General features: G+C 55.4%; 14 protein-coding genes. 8 read left to right on the top strand and 6 right to left on the bottom strand.

The features are described from left to right. Positions 1 to 71: 71 nt before the first annotated feature. A complete protein-coding gene (locus tag HV318_RS10095) occupies positions 72 to 2,213 on the bottom strand; it encodes a TonB-dependent siderophore receptor (RefSeq protein ID WP_182272652.1) in 2,142 nt (713 codons plus the stop codon). A gap of 384 nt (positions 2,214 to 2,597) precedes the next feature. Here HV318_RS10095 and HV318_RS10090 point away from each other — a divergent pair, with 384 nt between their 5' ends. Genes HV318_RS10090 through HV318_RS10070 form a run of 5 tightly spaced genes read left to right on the top strand, consistent with a single transcriptional unit; the run spans position 2,598 to position 7,271 of the window. Further along, positions 2,598 to 3,410 (top strand): ABC transporter ATP-binding protein, encoded by an 813-nt coding sequence (locus tag HV318_RS10090; protein ID WP_182272651.1) that lies wholly within the window; start codon positions 2,598 to 2,600, stop codon positions 3,408 to 3,410. Next, a complete protein-coding gene (locus tag HV318_RS10085) occupies positions 3,407 to 4,390 on the top strand; it encodes a FecCD family ABC transporter permease (RefSeq protein ID WP_182272650.1) in 984 nt (327 codons plus the stop codon). The genes HV318_RS10090 and HV318_RS10085 overlap by 4 nt, the downstream gene beginning before the upstream one ends. Beyond that, entirely contained in the window at positions 4,387 to 5,427 is a 1,041-nt protein-coding gene (locus HV318_RS10080; protein ID WP_182272649.1) for a FecCD family ABC transporter permease, read from the top strand. The genes HV318_RS10085 and HV318_RS10080 overlap by 4 nt, the downstream gene beginning before the upstream one ends. Before the next feature lie 9 nt (positions 5,428 to 5,436). Then, positions 5,437 to 6,387 (top strand): iron-siderophore ABC transporter substrate-binding protein, encoded by a 951-nt coding sequence (locus tag HV318_RS10075; protein ID WP_182274573.1) that lies wholly within the window; start codon positions 5,437 to 5,439, stop codon positions 6,385 to 6,387. Next, positions 6,384 to 7,271 (top strand): MurR/RpiR family transcriptional regulator, encoded by an 888-nt coding sequence (locus tag HV318_RS10070; protein ID WP_182272648.1) that lies wholly within the window; start codon positions 6,384 to 6,386, stop codon positions 7,269 to 7,271. Before HV318_RS10075 ends, HV318_RS10070 begins: the two co-directional genes overlap by 4 nt. A gap of 46 nt (positions 7,272 to 7,317) precedes the next feature. Here the strand turns inward: HV318_RS10070 and HV318_RS10065 are convergent, their stop codons facing one another. The 4 genes from HV318_RS10065 to qseB all read right to left on the bottom strand — a co-directional run bounded on the left by HV318_RS10065 (position 7,318) and on the right by qseB (position 10,357). Next, positions 7,318 to 7,632: a putative quinol monooxygenase gene (locus HV318_RS10065; RefSeq protein ID WP_182272647.1), complete on the bottom strand. Its 315-nt coding sequence runs from the start codon at positions 7,630 to 7,632 to the stop codon at positions 7,318 to 7,320. Positions 7,633 to 7,664: 32 nt separating this feature from the next. Continuing rightward, the gene (locus HV318_RS10060; RefSeq protein WP_182272646.1) at positions 7,665 to 8,246 is read right to left on the bottom strand and encodes an NAD(P)H-dependent oxidoreductase; all 582 of its coding nucleotides are present in this window, start codon (positions 8,244 to 8,246) and stop codon (positions 7,665 to 7,667) included. 105 nt (positions 8,247 to 8,351) lie between these two features. Further along, positions 8,352 to 9,701, bottom strand: coding sequence for a quorum sensing histidine kinase QseC (gene qseC, locus HV318_RS10055; protein ID WP_182272645.1), 1,350 nt, complete (start codon positions 9,699 to 9,701; stop codon positions 8,352 to 8,354). Then, on the bottom strand, positions 9,698 to 10,357 hold the full coding sequence (gene qseB / locus HV318_RS10050; protein ID WP_182272644.1) for a quorum sensing response regulator transcription factor QseB: 660 nt from the start codon (positions 10,355 to 10,357) through the stop codon (positions 9,698 to 9,700). The genes qseC and qseB overlap by 4 nt, the downstream gene beginning before the upstream one ends. Before the next feature lie 140 nt (positions 10,358 to 10,497). Here qseB and HV318_RS10045 point away from each other — a divergent pair, with 140 nt between their 5' ends. Next, positions 10,498 to 10,905: a YgiW/YdeI family stress tolerance OB fold protein gene (locus HV318_RS10045; RefSeq protein WP_182272643.1), complete on the top strand. Its 408-nt coding sequence runs from the start codon at positions 10,498 to 10,500 to the stop codon at positions 10,903 to 10,905. Between the two features lie 56 nt (positions 10,906 to 10,961). Here the strand turns inward: HV318_RS10045 and tssD are convergent, their stop codons facing one another. After that, a complete protein-coding gene (gene tssD, locus HV318_RS10040) occupies positions 10,962 to 12,803 on the bottom strand; it encodes an Hcp family type VI secretion system effector (protein WP_182272642.1) in 1,842 nt (613 codons plus the stop codon). Positions 12,804 to 13,081: 278 nt separating this feature from the next. Between tssD and parC the strand changes: the two genes are divergently transcribed. Together parC and plsC are read left to right on the top strand one after the other, a co-directional pair. Continuing rightward, complete coding sequence (parC, locus tag HV318_RS10035) at positions 13,082 to 15,340, top strand: DNA topoisomerase IV subunit A (protein WP_182272641.1); 2,259 nt, start codon at positions 13,082 to 13,084, stop codon at positions 15,338 to 15,340. 164 nt (positions 15,341 to 15,504) lie between these two features. Further along, the gene (plsC, locus tag HV318_RS10030) at positions 15,505 to 16,242 is read left to right on the top strand and encodes a 1-acylglycerol-3-phosphate O-acyltransferase (RefSeq protein WP_182272640.1); all 738 of its coding nucleotides are present in this window, start codon (positions 15,505 to 15,507) and stop codon (positions 16,240 to 16,242) included. Positions 16,243 to 16,279: the final 37 nt, after the last annotated feature.

Below are 16,279 nucleotides of genomic sequence, written 5' to 3'. Positions count from 1 at the left end.
AACCCTCTTTCACAGGGAGAGGGGAGGGATCGTAGGCCCGGTAAGCGTGAGCGCCACCGGGCTTTTTTACATCAAAACTCCATCTTCACCGTAAACTGCACTTCGCGTGGGTCACCAATCTGGTTGCCCAGGTTATTGGTCGCGATAGATGAGGTGTAGTATGTCTTGTCAAACAGGTTCTTCACGTTGACCTGCAACGTCACCGGATACTGCAGTTTCATCTTATACGCCGCGAACGCATCCGCCACGACGTAACCTGGCAGGTAGTAATCCGCACCGTTGGTGGCTGAGCGACGGCTTACGCCGTGTCCACCGCCGCCGATCGTCAGGGTATTTCCGCCGATCACATTATGAATATCGTAAGTCAGGAACAGTGACCCGGTATGGCGTGGCACGTTTGGCAGTGGCTTGCCCGCATAGTCCGGATCTTCCAGCACTTTTGCGTCGGTATAACCATAGCTGGCGATAATATTGGTGTTCTCGGTCAGCGAACCCGCCAGATCCACTTCTACGCCTTGTGAACGTACGCGGCCTGCGGTTTTGGCGACGGTTTCATCCCCCACGCTTTCGGTGTAGAGCACGTTACGCTTGTGAATATCAAACAGCGCAATATTGGCGGTAATGCCACTGAACAGGTCAAACTTGGCACCCACTTCGTAGGCATTGGACGTTTCTGGTGGCAGGTCGCCAATGTAACTCGCAATGGACGACTGCGGCATAAACGTCTGGGAATAGTTGGCAAACAGCGAGACGAACGGTGTGAGCTTATAGACTACCCCCAGCTTCGGCGTCCATTGATCGTCGCGACTGTCGGTGTTGACGTTGAACGGACGGCCTTTCCCCGCATACTGGGTGTAATACTGATAGCGCATCCCGGCGACAGCGATCCATTTATCCGTCAGGTACAGCGCATCCTGGGCGTAGGCGGAGTAGCTCTCCTGCTTAATTGTCTGGTCACTGTCGGATGCCGAGACGGTGGTGCATTTGCTCAGGTTGCCGTAAGTCGGGTGATAGATATTGAAATCTTTAACGTTCTTACAGCGGATCATATCCGTGCGCAGTAGATCGTAATTCTCATACGACACGCCAGTGAGGATCTCGTTATAGAACCCTGCGATATCTACGTTCCCCTGCAGATCCGCACGGGTGGTGTGCATCCGCTGGGTTGAACCCTGCGTGGCGTCCACGCGGCGCGTCAGGTTGCCGGTTTTAGCATCGTAGGCCATTACGCGTGCCTGGTTGTCGCTGTACTTATCCTGGCTGAAGCTATAGTCGAACTTCGCGGTCCACTGGCTGTTGAGACGATATTCCGCATTGAGTTGCGCCAGATCGGACTGACCATCGGTGATGTTGAACGGCTCATCAAAGCGCGTTTTACGGTCAACCTTCACTGGCTGTTTGGTGTTGAGATCGAAGATCGTTCCGCGATCGAACGGTGTCTTATAGTCGCGATGCGAGTAGAGCACGGTCACGGTGGCGTCATCGCCGAACCAGGTCAGCGATGGGGCGATAAAGGTACTGCGATTGGTACCGTAATTACGCCAGTAATCTTCGTCCTGATACTCACCCGTCAGGCGATATGCCAGACGCGTGCCCTCAACCGGGCCTGTGACGTCAAATTGTCCTGTTCCGCCGCCAAAGCTGGTGGAGGTGGCAGAGATGGAGCCACCGAAGGTTTTTTCCGGGCGTTTGGTGACCACGTTAATCAGACCACCCGGGTCGAGAATGCCATACAGCGTGGAGGCCGGGCCTTTCAGCACTTCCACACGTTCGGTTGCGGCGTTAAAGCTGCGCGGCAACACGGTGCGCAGGCCGTTAGTCATGATCGAACCGTCACGGTTAGCGCCAAAACCACGACGCACGAACGCATCCTGCGTACCACCCAGCGTGTTGGTTTGCACCACATTACTGACGTTATACAGTGCCTCGTCGAGCGTGGTGGCATGTTGATCTTCCAGCACTTTATCACTGACGGTATTCACCACCTGCGGGATGTCCAGCATCGGCATAGTGGTCAGTGTAGCGGTGGAGGTATTCAGCGGCTGATAGCCGTTGGTGGCATCGGCTGTGGCATTGGGATCGGCAGTGACGGTGAGCGTTTCACCCTCCTGAGCCGTTGCGGTTTCTGTTGCGTGTACCAGAGGTACCATGAACAAAAGTGAAAAGAGCGCGCGCCCTTTTACCCCAGAGAGTGAAGGTGTGAACTTAGCCATTACATCTGTTTTCCCGAAATATCCTGCGATGAAAAGCTCGCGGAAGAATGTGTGAGTCATTGCCCTTACGGTCTGTTCGTTATCCATCGCTGGCGTCGAACATGTAATTGAGAATCATTCAATCATGCATGGATGTAGTAGTAAATGGAAAAAAGCAAAAATCGGCTACAGCTGAAAAACGTGCAGAGTGGGCAGGTTGGTAAATGGGTAACAATATGAAAATAAATAAATTAAAAACAATTTTGTTTTTGTAGTGCCGCGTAATTATCCCTGGTGTTGCAAGGGTGTTTCTTCTCTTGACTACTACATGGCGCAGCGGCAAACTCTCAAAAGAGAATGAGTTTTATTTTTATTTGTTGGTTTTCTTATTAAGTTGGCGTTCACGTGGCTCACAACACGAAAAAACCGGGACTGGTTCTGGAGAACCTCTCTGCGGGCTATCAGAAAAAAATCATCGTCGATGATATCTCCCTTGCGATCCCTCAGCAGAAAATAACCGTGCTGGTAGGGGCAAACGGCTGTGGAAAATCCACGCTGCTGAGCACTATCGCTCGTCTGCTGCAACCGCTTGGCGGTACCGCGCTGCTGGATGGTAAAGCGATTCATGGACAACCGACCAAAGACGTTGCCCGCCAGCTTGGCATCCTGCCTCAGTCTCCGCTGTTGCCGGAGGGCTTAACCGTTTTTGAGCTGGTATCACGCGGGCGCTTTCCCTGGCAGAATTTTATGCGCCAGTGGAGCGATGAAGATGAGCTGGCCGTTGAAGAGGCGCTGCGCCTGACCGGTACAGCGGCGTTTGCTCATTTGCCTGTTGAAAGCCTGTCGGGCGGCCAGCGTCAACGCTGCTGGATAGCGATGGCGCTGGCGCAGCAAACGCCGTACATCCTGCTGGATGAGCCAACGACGTTTCTCGATCTCCGCTATCAGGTAGAAATTCTCGAACTGCTGCATACCCTGACCCGCCAGCATGGGCGCACCGTCGTGGTGGTACTGCACGATCTCAACTTCGCCGTGAACTACGGTGATTCACTGGTCTTTTTACGCCAGGGAAAAGTGCAGGGCGTGCTTCACGAGGGGGATGTTTGCACACCGGAGCTAATCAAAACCGTATTCGACGTCGACGTACATATGTCGCTTAATCCGTTGACCGGCAAACCGTTCTTTATGCCGTTTCGCCAGGTTGCCAACAAACCATGATGCGCATCTCTCTGGCTTTTGTACTTTTCGCTCTGTTGCTGCTGATGGGGGCGATTGCGCATCTGGGTATTGGCGCGCGCTTTATTACTCCACAGACAGTGGTACAGGCATTTCTCGATTTCGACCCGCGTAATTTCGACCATAACGTCATCATCAGGCTGCGTCTGATACGGCTTTGGGCCGCCCTGACGACGGGGGCAGCGCTTGGCGTGGCGGGTGTATTACTGCAATCCGTGATCCGCAACCCGCTGGGTGAGCCGCATATTCTGGGGCTGAATGCGGGCGCGGCGCTGGCAGTGGTGCTGACCAGCGCGCTCGGGCTGGCGTTACCGTCTGGTCGCCCGTTGATTGCCGCTGCCGGGGCCGCCACGCTGTTTCTGTTGGTACTGGTGTTCTCCTCCGCCGGGCGTACCGGGCTCACGCCGATGAAAGTCACGCTGTGCGGCGTGGCGATGTCGGCATTTGCCTCGTCGATTACCGCCACGGTTCTGATTCTGGATGAACAGACGCTGCGTGCCATGCGTACCTGGCTGGCGGGCGATGTTGCCGGAATAAAGGCAGAGACGATCCTCAGTGCAACCTGGGCTGCCACCGCCGGTTTTGGGTTGGCTCTTTGGTTGTCACCATCACTCAACATGCTGGCGTTAGGCGACAGGATGGCGCAGGGGCTTGGCGTATCGTTGTTGAAGACCCGCCTTTTCGCTCTGCTGGCAATTGCACTGCTCTGCGGGGCTGCCGTCTCCATTGCCGGGCCGATTGGCTTTATCGGCCTTGTAGTACCGCAGTTGATCCGCCGTCTGGTGTCGGTGGATTTACGCGTAATGGTGCCCCTGTCGGCCCTGTGTGGAGCGCTGGTTTTGCTGCTGGCAGATATCGCTGCCCGCACTTTGTTCACGCCGTATGAGCTGGCAACCGGCGTCATGACCGCTCTGGTCGGTGCTCCCGTCTTTATCTTTATGGCTTCGAGGATGTTCAAATGAACCGGGCAGGATTACGCGCGTTCCGCATCGGCCCTTTCTCAACGCTGATTCGCCCGAAGGCGCTACGGTGTCTGGCGCTGTTCACGCTGGTAAGCGTGTTGTTGCTGAGTTTTGGCCTGACGCACGGTTCGCTTGCCATTCCCGCTTCTGCCATCGGGCGCGCGCTGTTTTCACCGCAAAGCCTGGAAGCGGATGCGCGCTACATCGTGATGGATATCCGACTGCCGCGTCTGCTGATGGCGGTGTTATGTGGGGCAATGCTGGGTATGGCGGGGGCGGCCATGCAGTCTATCACCCGCAATGGCCTGGCTGACCCAGGTCTTATCGGCGTGAAAGAGGGCTGTAGTGCGGCGGTACTGCTGCTGATTTTTCAGTTTCCGGCGTTGAGCCTGTTCTGGCGTCCGCTGGTTGGTATGACCGGTGGGCTGCTGACTGCGCTGCTGGTGGTGGCACTGGCGCGCGACATCTCGCGCCCGCGATTTATCCTGATCGGTATCGGCGTTTCATGGGCATTTGCTGCGGCAATGGGGGTCTTTATGACTACCGCCGACGTGCGCGACGTGCAGACGGCGATGCTATGGCTGGCAGGGAGTCTGCATGCAGCAAACTGGACGCTGGTCAGTATTACGGTGGTTTGGGCATTACCCGCGTGTGCTCTGCTGCTGTTTACCGCCCGCGCTGCTGATGTGGCGTTGCTTGGCAATCAGACCGCAACCGGGCTTGGCGTGCGTACTTCACGGTTAGCGCTGCTGCGCGTGTTTGCCCCGGTGATACTGACGGCGGCCTGCGTCTCCTGTGTGGGTAGCATTGGTTTTGTCGGGCTTATTGCGCCGCATATGGCGCGCCTGCTACTACGTGGCGGACAAACCGCGCTACTGGCGGGAAGTGCAGTGCTGGGTGCGCTGCTGGTGCTGCTGGCCGATAACATCGGGCGTCTGGCATTTTTACCGCTGCAACTGCCCGCGGGGATTGTGATTTCATTGACTGGCGGACCATTTTTCCTGCTGCTGCTCTGGCAGCGTCGGGACAGATTTTAGGGGAATATGATGCGTGTACTTTTTTCGATACTGTTGCTGGCGGGGTTTGCGGTAAATGCGGCGGAGCCGACGCAGACGTTTACCGACGATCTGGGGCGCAAGATCGTTGTGCCGGTTCATCCGAAACGGATCGTCTCGCTACATGACCTGGATATCACCATTCCCCTGATTGAGCTTGGGGTACCCCCCGTCGCCAGCCACGGACGTACCCGACCGGACGGCAGCCATTTTCTGCGCTCCAGCGGAATGCTGACGGGCGTTGATTTCGATAATTCCGACATTAAATTTATTGGTACTGCGGATATCGATATTGAAGCCATTGCGGCCGCGAAGCCGGATCTGATCATTACCGAGCCGACCCGTAATACCCCCGTCGGGCAACTGGAGAAAATCGCCCCGACGGTGAGTATTGATCACCTTGACGGTGGCGCGCCGGAGATCTACCGCAAGCTGGCACAGCTCACCGGTACACAGGCGCGGCTGGCGATCCTGGAGCGGCGCTATCAGGAACAAATCAAGGCGCTCAGGGCGACTATCGACACCCGAAAAATATCCGTGTCGGTGATTCAGGCGAATCAGGGCAAAATCACCGCCATGCACAGCTACCACTCGCTGGGACGCGTGCTGCGCGACGCGGGGTTCACCTTCCCACCGCTGATTGAAAACATCCCCGACGGCGGACGTATCGACGTCAGCGCCGAGCGTCTGCCGGAGCTGGATGCCGATGTTGTCTTTGCCACCTGGCGCGGGGATACCGGTGGCAAACCGCAGGACGAGCTGGCGGCGATGGATTCGGTGATGCCGGGCTGGTGTCAGTTCCTCAAAGCCTGCCGAACCGGGCATTACGTGCTGATCTCCCGTGAAGAGGCCATTTCGAACTCGTTCGCCTCCTTAGGACTGATGGCCGCGCAGGTGCAGTCGCACATTGCCGGGCGTCCGCTGCCGGAGGTGTCACAGTGATCCGTAAAGACAAAGCGCGGGTGGATGTCTACGGCGACCGCTTCCGCTCGCGAGGGTACCAGCTGACGCCGCGTCTGCTGCAGGTGGCGCGTTATATCAATGAGAACCGGGAAGCGGTGATGGAGCAGACGGCAATGGAGATTGCCGCCCTGCTGAAAACCTCCGATGCCACGGTTGTGCGTGCGATTCAGGCGCTGGGCTTTGCCGGGCTACGCGATCTGAAACAGACGCTGGAGCAGTGGTTCGGCCCGGTCGTTACCTCCAGCGAAAAGATGTCCACCACGGTGAATACGCTCGCCAGCGACGTCAATGCGAGCATTGATTTCGTGCTGGAGGGGCATCAGCACACCTGCGAGGTATTGTCCGAACCGCACAACCGCTATGCGATGGCCCAGGCGGTGTCGCTGCTGGCACAGGCGAAGCAGGTCGCCATTTTTGGTATTGGCGCATCCGGTATTCTGGCCGAGTATACTGCCCGGCTGTTCAGCCGCATTGGTTTGCCCGCGACGCCGCTCAACCGCACCGGGATTGGTCTTGCCGAACAGCTGATTGCCCTCCAGCGTGGTGATGTGCTGGTAATGATGGCGCAAAAATCTGCCCATCGGGAAGGGCAGACGACCCTGCGCGAAGCAAAGCGGCTGGGCATTCCCGCCATTTTACTGACCAACGCTCTCGATTCTCGTTTCAGCAAAGAGGCCAGCGTGGTGATCCACGTCCCGCGAGGGGGGGAGAAGGGTAAGATCCCGTTACACGGCACGGTGTTGCTGTGTCTGGAGATGATGATTTTGTCCGTCGCCTCTACGGAGCCGCAGCGCACCATTAAGTCGATGAAGCGCATCAACGAATTTCATCGTGGGTTAAATCCGGGGAAAAAGCGCGCTTGATGAGATGCCGGGCGGTGCTGGCGCTTACCCGGCAGTGACCACAAAACTAAACCCCTTGCTCCAGGATGCGGATATGGGTGTCCAGCACGTCACCTTTCACTGCTTCGCTCCACGCTTTCATGTGCGCGGTCTGCAGATGCGCCTCAAGATGCGCCACGGTTTCCCAGTGTTCAATCATCATGATCGAGTCCGGCGCGGTGGCCTGGAAGCTTGCATTGGTGGTGGCGTCGACCATCGGCGCATAGCCGTGGCAGCCTTCTTCTTTCAGTACGGTCGGGATGATCTTCACGAACTGATCCAGCACCGCCTGGCGGTGATGTTGACCTGGACGAGTACGAATTTCTGCGATAACAGTAAGCATGGTTAACTACTCCTTTAATTCCAGGCTACCAGTTAAGCAAAAATTTCCGCAAGATGCTTGCGATATTCTGCTATATAGCGCGGGACATCCGGCATTTTAATTACGTCGTTGACGATAAAGGTTGGCAGCGAGTCCATCCCCAGGAACTGGTTGGCCTTGTGGAATGGCAGATACGCGCCGTCTACGCCCACGCCTTCAAAGAACTGCTCTTTCTCCGTGAACGCTTCCATTGGGGCATTCCAGGTCAGAGACAGCATGTATTTTTTGCCCTGGATCAGGCCACCAGAACCGTATTTTTTGGTGACGTCAGATCGTGTGCGGCCGTCGCTGGCATACAGCGAGCCGTGGCCCTCGGTGAACACATCGTCCATGTATTTTTTCACCGTCCACGGTGCGCCCATCCACCAGCCTGGCATCTGCCAGATAACCACGTCAGCCCACAGGAAGTTCTGCACTTCCGCGTTAATGTCGTAATCGCTGTCGGCGCGCACAACCTTAACATCATGCCCGGCGTCGCGCAGGAAGCCGTCCGCGACCTCGGTCAGGGTGTCATTCAGTTGGCCTTTCGAGTGCGCGAATTCTTTCGCGCCATTGATAATCAGAATGTTGCTCATTTTTCGTCCTCAGTGTACAGCGTTTGACGATAAGTCTACGCGCGATGGTAACGCGGCAGAATGAGCAAAATGTGTAAAGTCTTTTGCTTTAAACGCAATAATGGATTACCAGCTAATTTTCACGTTGAATCCACCGCCATCGGCATTTTCCAGCGATACGCGCATACCGTGCAGGGCAGCAATACGCCTGACAATAGAGAGCCCCAGCCCGCTGCCGGTCGCCTCCTGTCCTGGTGGGCGATAAAAGCGCTCGCCGAGACGTGCCAGTACCGTGGGAGAAATCCCCGGGCCGTTGTCACACACGGTAAAGCTGTGGGTGTCCAGCGTCACATTGACCACGCTACCGCGCGGGCTGTAACGCACGGCGTTATCCAGCAGGTTACGGACCAGCAGGCTCAATAGCAGCTGTTGACCCGTATGTTTAACCTGCGGGGCGTTGATATTCAGGCGGATATCAATGCCTGCCTGCTGCGCCGGGTACCAGATATCCATCACCGCCGACTGCAGTAAATCGGCCATCACAATCGGTTCGACGTCGTCCAGATTATCCAGCGAGTCCAGGCGTGAGAGCGTCAGGAGCTGATCCACCAGCCGGGATGCCCGGTCGATACCGGCGTGCAGTTGGGTCAGCGCTTTTTCCTGCGCCTGCGGATCATCCCGCGACAGTTGCGCCACGTCGGTTTGCACCTTCAACGCAGCCAGCGGGCTGCGCAGTTCGTGGGCGGCATCCGAGGTGAATTGCCGTTCACGGGTCATCATCTCCTGGGTGCGCGTAAACAGATGGTTCAGCGAGTCAAGCAGGGGGCGTACTTCTGCGGGAACACCTTGCGTTGAGAGCGTGTCGGTGGCATCCGGTGAGCGCGAGCGCAGGGTCTTCGCCAGCTTTTTCAGCGGCTGCAGCTCCCGGTTGAGCAGGACGATAAGCAACAGCAACATCACGGGCAGTGCCACCAGCCACGGCGTGAGCTGTGAGCTGACGATATCCAGCGCCATCTCCTGGCGGTATTCCCACTCCTGGCCGACGACCACGCGATACTTCCCGTCAGGTGAGGTAAGCCATAAAAAACGCCATTCATCCTTGTCGTCTTTAAGCTGCCCGTTGTCAAAACCGTCACGGCGATAGTGATACAGAATGTCGCGCCCGTTTTCACCGTCGTTCAACACCATTTTTCCGTCGGGGGTGTAGATGGCGAAGGCCAGCGCGTCATCGTCCAGACGACCATGTTTCACTTTTTTGGGGATGTCGGACATCCGTTTGGGAGCCTGGATCTCGTTCAGATCCATCGCCAGCAGCCGTTTGGCAAACAACATCTGCTGGGTATCAAACAGCTTATCGAGCTTGCGGGTGGTCTGGTGCCAGGCAACGATGCTTGCGGCGAACCACGCGGCCAGGGACAACACCAAAAAAAGCAGCGTCAGGCGCAGCTTCAGGCTCAGGCGTTGGGTCAGTTTCATGCGTCACCCAGGGTATAACCGATGCCGTGAACGGTGCGGATAAATTCACTGCCAAGCTTACGGCGCAGATGATGCACATGGACTTCCACGGTATTACTGGAGACGTCATCATCCCAGGTGTAGAGTTTTTCCTCGATCAGCTTGCGCGGCAGCACGCGGCCTGCATTGCGCATCAGCAACTCCAGCAGGGCAAACTCTTTGGGTTTGAGAGCCAGCGTTTCACCTTCAAGTTTCGCAACGAGGCTTGCCGGATCGAGCGTCACCTTGCCGTGACGAAGTTCATTGCGCGTCTGGCCGTGGCTACGGCGCACCAGTGCTTCAAGGCGAGCCGCCACTTCAATCAGGGCGAATGGCTTACACAGGTAATCATCCGCCCCCAGACGCAAACCTTCGACGCGCTGGTTAAGCGCATCCCGTGCGGTCAGCACCAGTATTGGCTCGCTGCGTCCGCTTTCACGCCAGGCGCGCAGGATCTCCAGACCGTCAATTTCCGGTAGCGTCAGGTCAAGCACCACGGCATCATAGGGGGCGGTATACAGCGCGGTTTGCCCGGTTTTCCCGTCGGTAAACCAGTCCACGCTAAACCCCATTTTGCTTAGGCCCGCTTTGATGCCATCGCCAATTAACTTGTCGTCTTCTACCAGTAAAATGCGCATAACGCCCTCCTTGATAACGTCAGTAAACCCTCTGCAATAGCTTGCTGTACAGCAATAATAAATAAATTTTTCCCTTAAGAAGTTGTTAAGTATTACCCGGTTTAATGCACTGCGAAACGATATTAAAGGGAGAGATTAAGATGAAAAAATTCGCTGCGATTACCGCCATCATGATGATGACCACAGCCCCCGTTTTTGCTGCTCAGGGTGGATTTAACGGCCCGTCAGCCACACCTGCCCAGACGCAAACCCAAACCCAACAGGGCGGGTTTGTCGATAATAACGCCAATCTCACTACAGCCGTAAAAGTGAAAGAGATGCAGGACGACAGCTGGGTGAAACTGCGCGGGAACATCACCGAGCGCCTGTCCGATGACCGCTATATGTTCCGCGATGAGACCGGTACGGTAAACGTGGAGATTGACCACAAGCGCTGGAACGGCGTGACCGTTACCCCGCAGGATAAAGTTGAAATCCAGGGTAAGGTTGATAAAGGGTGGAACGAGTTTGAAATCGACGTGAAGCAGGTTATCAGGCTTAACCAGTAACGCCTGACTGACTTGAAATAATGCCGCCCGGTCAACGTGCGGCATTTTTTTGTCTGTTAATCCCAGTTCCCGTAGGGGTAGGTTCTGCCTTTGCTGATCTCTTCAATGGACTGTATATAGTCTTCAACAGGGGTATCGAAGGCTTTGCAGAGGTGTACACAAAACGGTTTTAATTCATCAGGGATGTGATGCTTGATAATCTTCTCTACATCCATAAACACCACCCCCGTCTCTATCGCCGCATCGACCATGACCCGCAATACCACCTTCGACCAGTCATATCTCACAGTGCGATGGCGTAACGCCAGTGCAGCAAAAGTACGTTTCTGCGGTTGGCTGTAGCGGTCGGCAGGGGCAAAATCGTCCTCCCAGACTTCGGGCGCGATGGTGTGAGAATGTGCTATAGGCATGATGGCCGGTGAATGCTCCATCTCCTGTAATTGCGCCATGGCTTGATGGTAGACGCGGGACTGTGCGTCGGGCTGGCTCAGAGGCAGCGTTTCAACCCGCGGACGGGTCAGAAAGAGATCTTCGCGAAGCTGCGGCAGATAACCGCCGCCGATATCAGAATGTGCGCCGGGAAGTTCCAGTTCCGGCCAGGCGGGAACGACGCTGTTTAGGGCGAAGTTATAGCGGCATTCATGTCCGGCGGTGATGTGAAACACCTTCTGCGCCACGCCGGGACGCAGAACGATATTGACGCTGCCCGTATCGGCGCTGTGTGGGTTGAGACCGTTCCCCACCGTGCCAACTGCGGCCACGGTGTCCATAATGCCGAGAAAGCGGGTATTAACAGTCGACGTGCCGCGATAGGTAAATTTGCGCATACCTGTCGATATGGCATTGAGAATGCTGCGATCTTTTTCCTGTACACGATTAGCAAAGTGGCGGGCTGCGGCCGCACCCCGGCTGAAACCAAAGATATCAAACAGCAGATTCTCGACGACAAACTTCCCTTTCAGCAACGTTAAGGTGGCATCTATCACTTTAGCCAGTCGCTTAACCGCGTCGTCGGTTTTAGCAATAATCCCCGTCTCTGCGGTTCCCAGCCCCAGTCCTATCGGGTCATCGGGTTCACCTGCCCGGGTGCCAATCCCTTCAACATAGACAAAACCCTGAATGTAGCAGCCTTCTGGTGGAAATTTTTGCTCATACAACTCATTCAGCCAGTAGATATTCGTGTAGTACCCCAGATAGCTGCCTGCCCCAATGCCGTTAACCCCCATCTTCTCTGACGCATTTCTGGCAAGAATGCTTTCCGCGTCCAGGTTATCGATATCATAGTGCTGCGCCTGAAGCGTCTCGAGCATGCTTTGCGTGTTCACTGCGTTATTGCCCGTGCCGTCGAAGAATATTCCCAGCACCAGCGTCACCTTACGCTCCGGTGGCTCTGGCGGAAGCCGCGTTTTCTGCACTACCGGAAAAAGACGGCCGTAATTCTCCGGCGTCAGCAGGTAATCAAACTCGGTACCGGCTATCAGATGGCGACACAGGATATAATCGTAATTCACCGAAATATATTCGTAATGTAAATTATCCCTTCTGTATTGCTGATGAATGGACTGCATCGTCGCGCCACGAAGTTCGATAAGATAATATTTTTCCAGTCGCCCATATCTATTTGTTCGGTAAATATCAAACGTCATCTTCAGGCGTTCATTATTATTAATGGCATTGCAAAGTAACGGAGAGCTTTTATCCAGGAGTTTGCAAAAATTCAGCCCGTGGTGGTGAATGCCACCCGGCGAGCCGCTTTCCACCTGCGTCAGGCTGAAGACCTGAATTTCGTCTTCACGCCCCAGTTGATAGCGGTTGCCGATGGAGGCTTGCGAACCACAGCCAGCAGAAATTTTCCCCTGAATCTCACCCTCAAGCGTTAAATAAATAAGATGGCTCATCTATTTTCCCTGAATGAGGTTTTTCATCATGGAAAAGCGTAACGATAAGGCCAAATAATTAACCTGCTATTTATCACATTAAGCAGTAAACGCTGCTGATTATTTAAACGTAAAAAGAAACGCTAATAAATTAAATATCGGTAATGCGTATCTGCAATGCACCAGAAAGGGCCGCTTAAGCGGCCCTTTTTCTTTGTGACTCAACACGGCAGATAGGGTAGTATCTGCGGCAATATTGCCTGAAACCCATCGGTTTCTGAGTTGAGGAATCACACGTAATGAGCGATATGGCAGAGCGCCTCGCGCTACATGAATTCACGGAAAACGCCTACCTGAACTACTCCATGTACGTCATCATGGACAGGGCGTTGCCGTTTATCGGTGATGGCCTGAAGCCCGTCCAGCGTCGCATCGTCTATGCGATGTCTGAGCTGGGGCTGAGCGCCAGCGCCAAGTTCAAGAAATCCGCCCGTACCGTCGGTGACGTGCTGGGTAAATACCATCCGCACGGTGACAGCGCTTGCTACGAAGCGATGGTACTGATGGCTCAGCCGTTCTCTTACCGTTACCCGCTGGTCGACGGGCAGGGGAACTGGGGTGCGCCGGATGATCCGAAATCCTTCGCGGCGATGCGTTATACCGAATCCCGTCTGTCTAAATATGCTGAAGTGCTGCTGGGTGAGCTGGGTCAGGGAACCGTCGACTGGGTGCCAAACTTCGACGGTACGATGCAGGAGCCGAAAATGCTGCCTGCGCGTCTGCCGAACATCCTGCTGAACGGGACCACCGGTATTGCGGTTGGTATGGCGACGGACATCCCGCCGCACAACCTGCGTGAAGTGGCGAAAGCCGCCATCACCCTGATTGAACAGCCGAAAACCTCGCTGGATGAGCTGCTGGATATCGTTCAGGGGCCGGACTACCCAACCGAAGCCGAAATCATCACTTCGCGCGCGGAAATCCGCAAAATCTACCAGAACGGTCGTGGCTCCGTGCGTATGCGCGCGGTGTGGACCAAAGAGGACGGTGCGGTGGTGATCACCGCGCTGCCGCATCAGGTTTCTGGTGCGAAAGTGCTGGAGCAAATCGCGGCTCAGATGCGCAATAAAAAGCTGCCGATGGTGGACGACCTGCGCGATGAATCTGACCACGAGAACCCGACCCGTCTGGTGATCGTGCCGCGCTCCAACCGCGTCGACATGGAGCAGGTGATGAACCACCTGTTCGCGACGACCGATCTGGAAAAAAGCTACCGCATCAACCTGAACATGATTGGTCTGGACGGTCGCCCGGCGGTGAAAAACTTGCTGGAGATCCTCTCCGAGTGGCTGACTTTCCGCCGCGATACGGTGCGCCGTCGTCTGAACCATCGTCTGGAAAAAGTGCTTAAGCGCCTGCATATCCTTGAAGGTTTGCTGGTGGCGTTCCTCAATATTGATGAAGTGATCGAGATCATCCGTACCGAGGACGAACCGAAACCCGCGCTGATGTCGCGTTTTGGCATTAGTGAAACCCAGGCCGAAGCGATCCTTGAGCTGAAACTGCGCCATCTCGCCAAACTGGAAGAGATGAAGATCCGCGGTGAGCAGAACGACCTGGAAAAAGAGCGCGATCAGCTGCAGGCGATCCTGGCGTCCGAACGCAAGATGAACAACCTGCTGAAGAAAGAGCTGCAGGCCGATGCCGATGCCTTTGGCGATGACCGTCGTTCTCCGCTGCATGAGCGCGAAGAAGCGAAGGCGATGAACGAGCACGACATGCAGCCGTCAGAGCCGGTGACGATTGTGCTGTCCCAGAGCGGCTGGGTGCGCAGTGCCAAAGGGCATGATATCGACGCGCCTGGGCTGAGCTACAAAGCGGGCGACAGCTTCAAAGCGGCAGTGAAAGGGAAAAGCAACCAGCCGGTGGCATTTATCGATTCCACGGGCCGCAGCTACGCCATTGACCCCATCACGCTGCCTTCCGCGCGTGGACAGGGTGAACCGCTGACCGGCAAGCTGACGCTGCCGCCGGGGGCGACGGTTGACCATATGCTGATGGAAGCCGATGAGCAGAAACTGCTGCTGGCCTCCGACGCGGGTTATGGCTTTATCTGTACCTTTAACGATCTCGTGTCGCGCAACCGTGCCGGTAAGGCGCTGATTAGCCTGCCGGATAACGCGCACGTCATGACGCCGCTGGTGATTGAGAACGAGAGCGACATGCTGCTGGCGATCACCACCGCCGGGCGAATGCTGATGTTCCCGGTCAGCGACCTGCCGGAACTGTCGAAAGGGAAGGGCAACAAGATCATCAATATCCCGTCGGCGGAAGCGGCAAAAGGCGAAGATGGCCTGGCGCACCTCTTTATTCTGCCGCCGCAGAGTACGCTGACCATCCACGTGGGCAAGCGTAAAATCAAACTTCGTCCGGAAGAGTTGCAGAAAGTGGTGGGTGAGCGCGGTCGCCGTGGCTCACTGATGCGCGGCCTGCAGCGCATCGACCGCGTGGAGATTGACTCTCCTGCGCGAAGCCACGCGGGCGACAGCGAAGAGTAATCTGGCTCTGACCCCCTCTTTCCCGGAGGGGGTATTTCAGTAAAATTTCCCGCAAAAACGTTGTTAATTCATGCGTTGCGATTAACAATACGCGCTCGTAATAAAGTCCTTACCTGGCCACAGGTGAAGTATAATTGTCAGCTGTTGGGGCTTCAGAGGTCGCTATGCTATACATTGTTCGTCTTATTCTTACCGTTATCTATTGCATTCTGGTCTGTGTTTTCGGCTGCATTTATTGCCTGTTCAGCCCGCGTAATCCGAAGCATGTCGCCACTTTTGGCCACATGTTTGGCCGTCTTGCACCGTTATTTGGCCTGAAGGTTGAAAAACGTATTCCTGAAGGCGCAGAGCAGTTTGGTAACGCCATCTATATCGCTAACCATCAGAACAACTACGATATGGTGACAGCCGCAAACATCGTTCTGCCACCGACGGTGACCGTGGGGAAAAAGAGCCTGCTGTGGATCCCGTTTTTTGGCCAGCTGTACTGGCTTACCGGTAACCTGCTTATCGACCGCAACAACCGTGCAAAAGCACACAGCACCATTGCGGAAGTGGTGAATCACTTTAAAAAGCGCAAAATCTCTATCTGGATGTTCCCGGAAGGGACGCGTAGCCGTGGCCGTGGCTTGCTGCCATTCAAAACGGGTGCGTTTCATGCAGCAATTGCGGCAGGCGTTCCAATTATTCCAGTGTGTGTTTCTAATACTTCTAATAAGATTAATCTTAACCGCCTGAATAACGGGCTGGTGATTGTCGAAATGCTGCCGCCGGTGGATACCAGTAAATACGGTAAAGATCAGGTACGCGAGCTGGCAGCACACTGCCGTGAACTGATGGCTCAACATATTGCATTGCTCGACAAAGAAGTCGCAGAGAGAGAAGCCGCCGGTAAGGTATAAACCGGCGTTAAAAGGGAAAACGAATTCCCGCGTTGTT

The sequence above is a fragment of the Enterobacter sp. RHBSTW-00901 genome (assembly GCF_014103115.1).
Classification (GTDB): Bacteria; Pseudomonadota; Gammaproteobacteria; order Enterobacterales; family Enterobacteriaceae; genus Enterobacter; species Enterobacter cloacae_P.
This window is presented reverse-complemented; position numbering and strand designations above follow the sequence as displayed.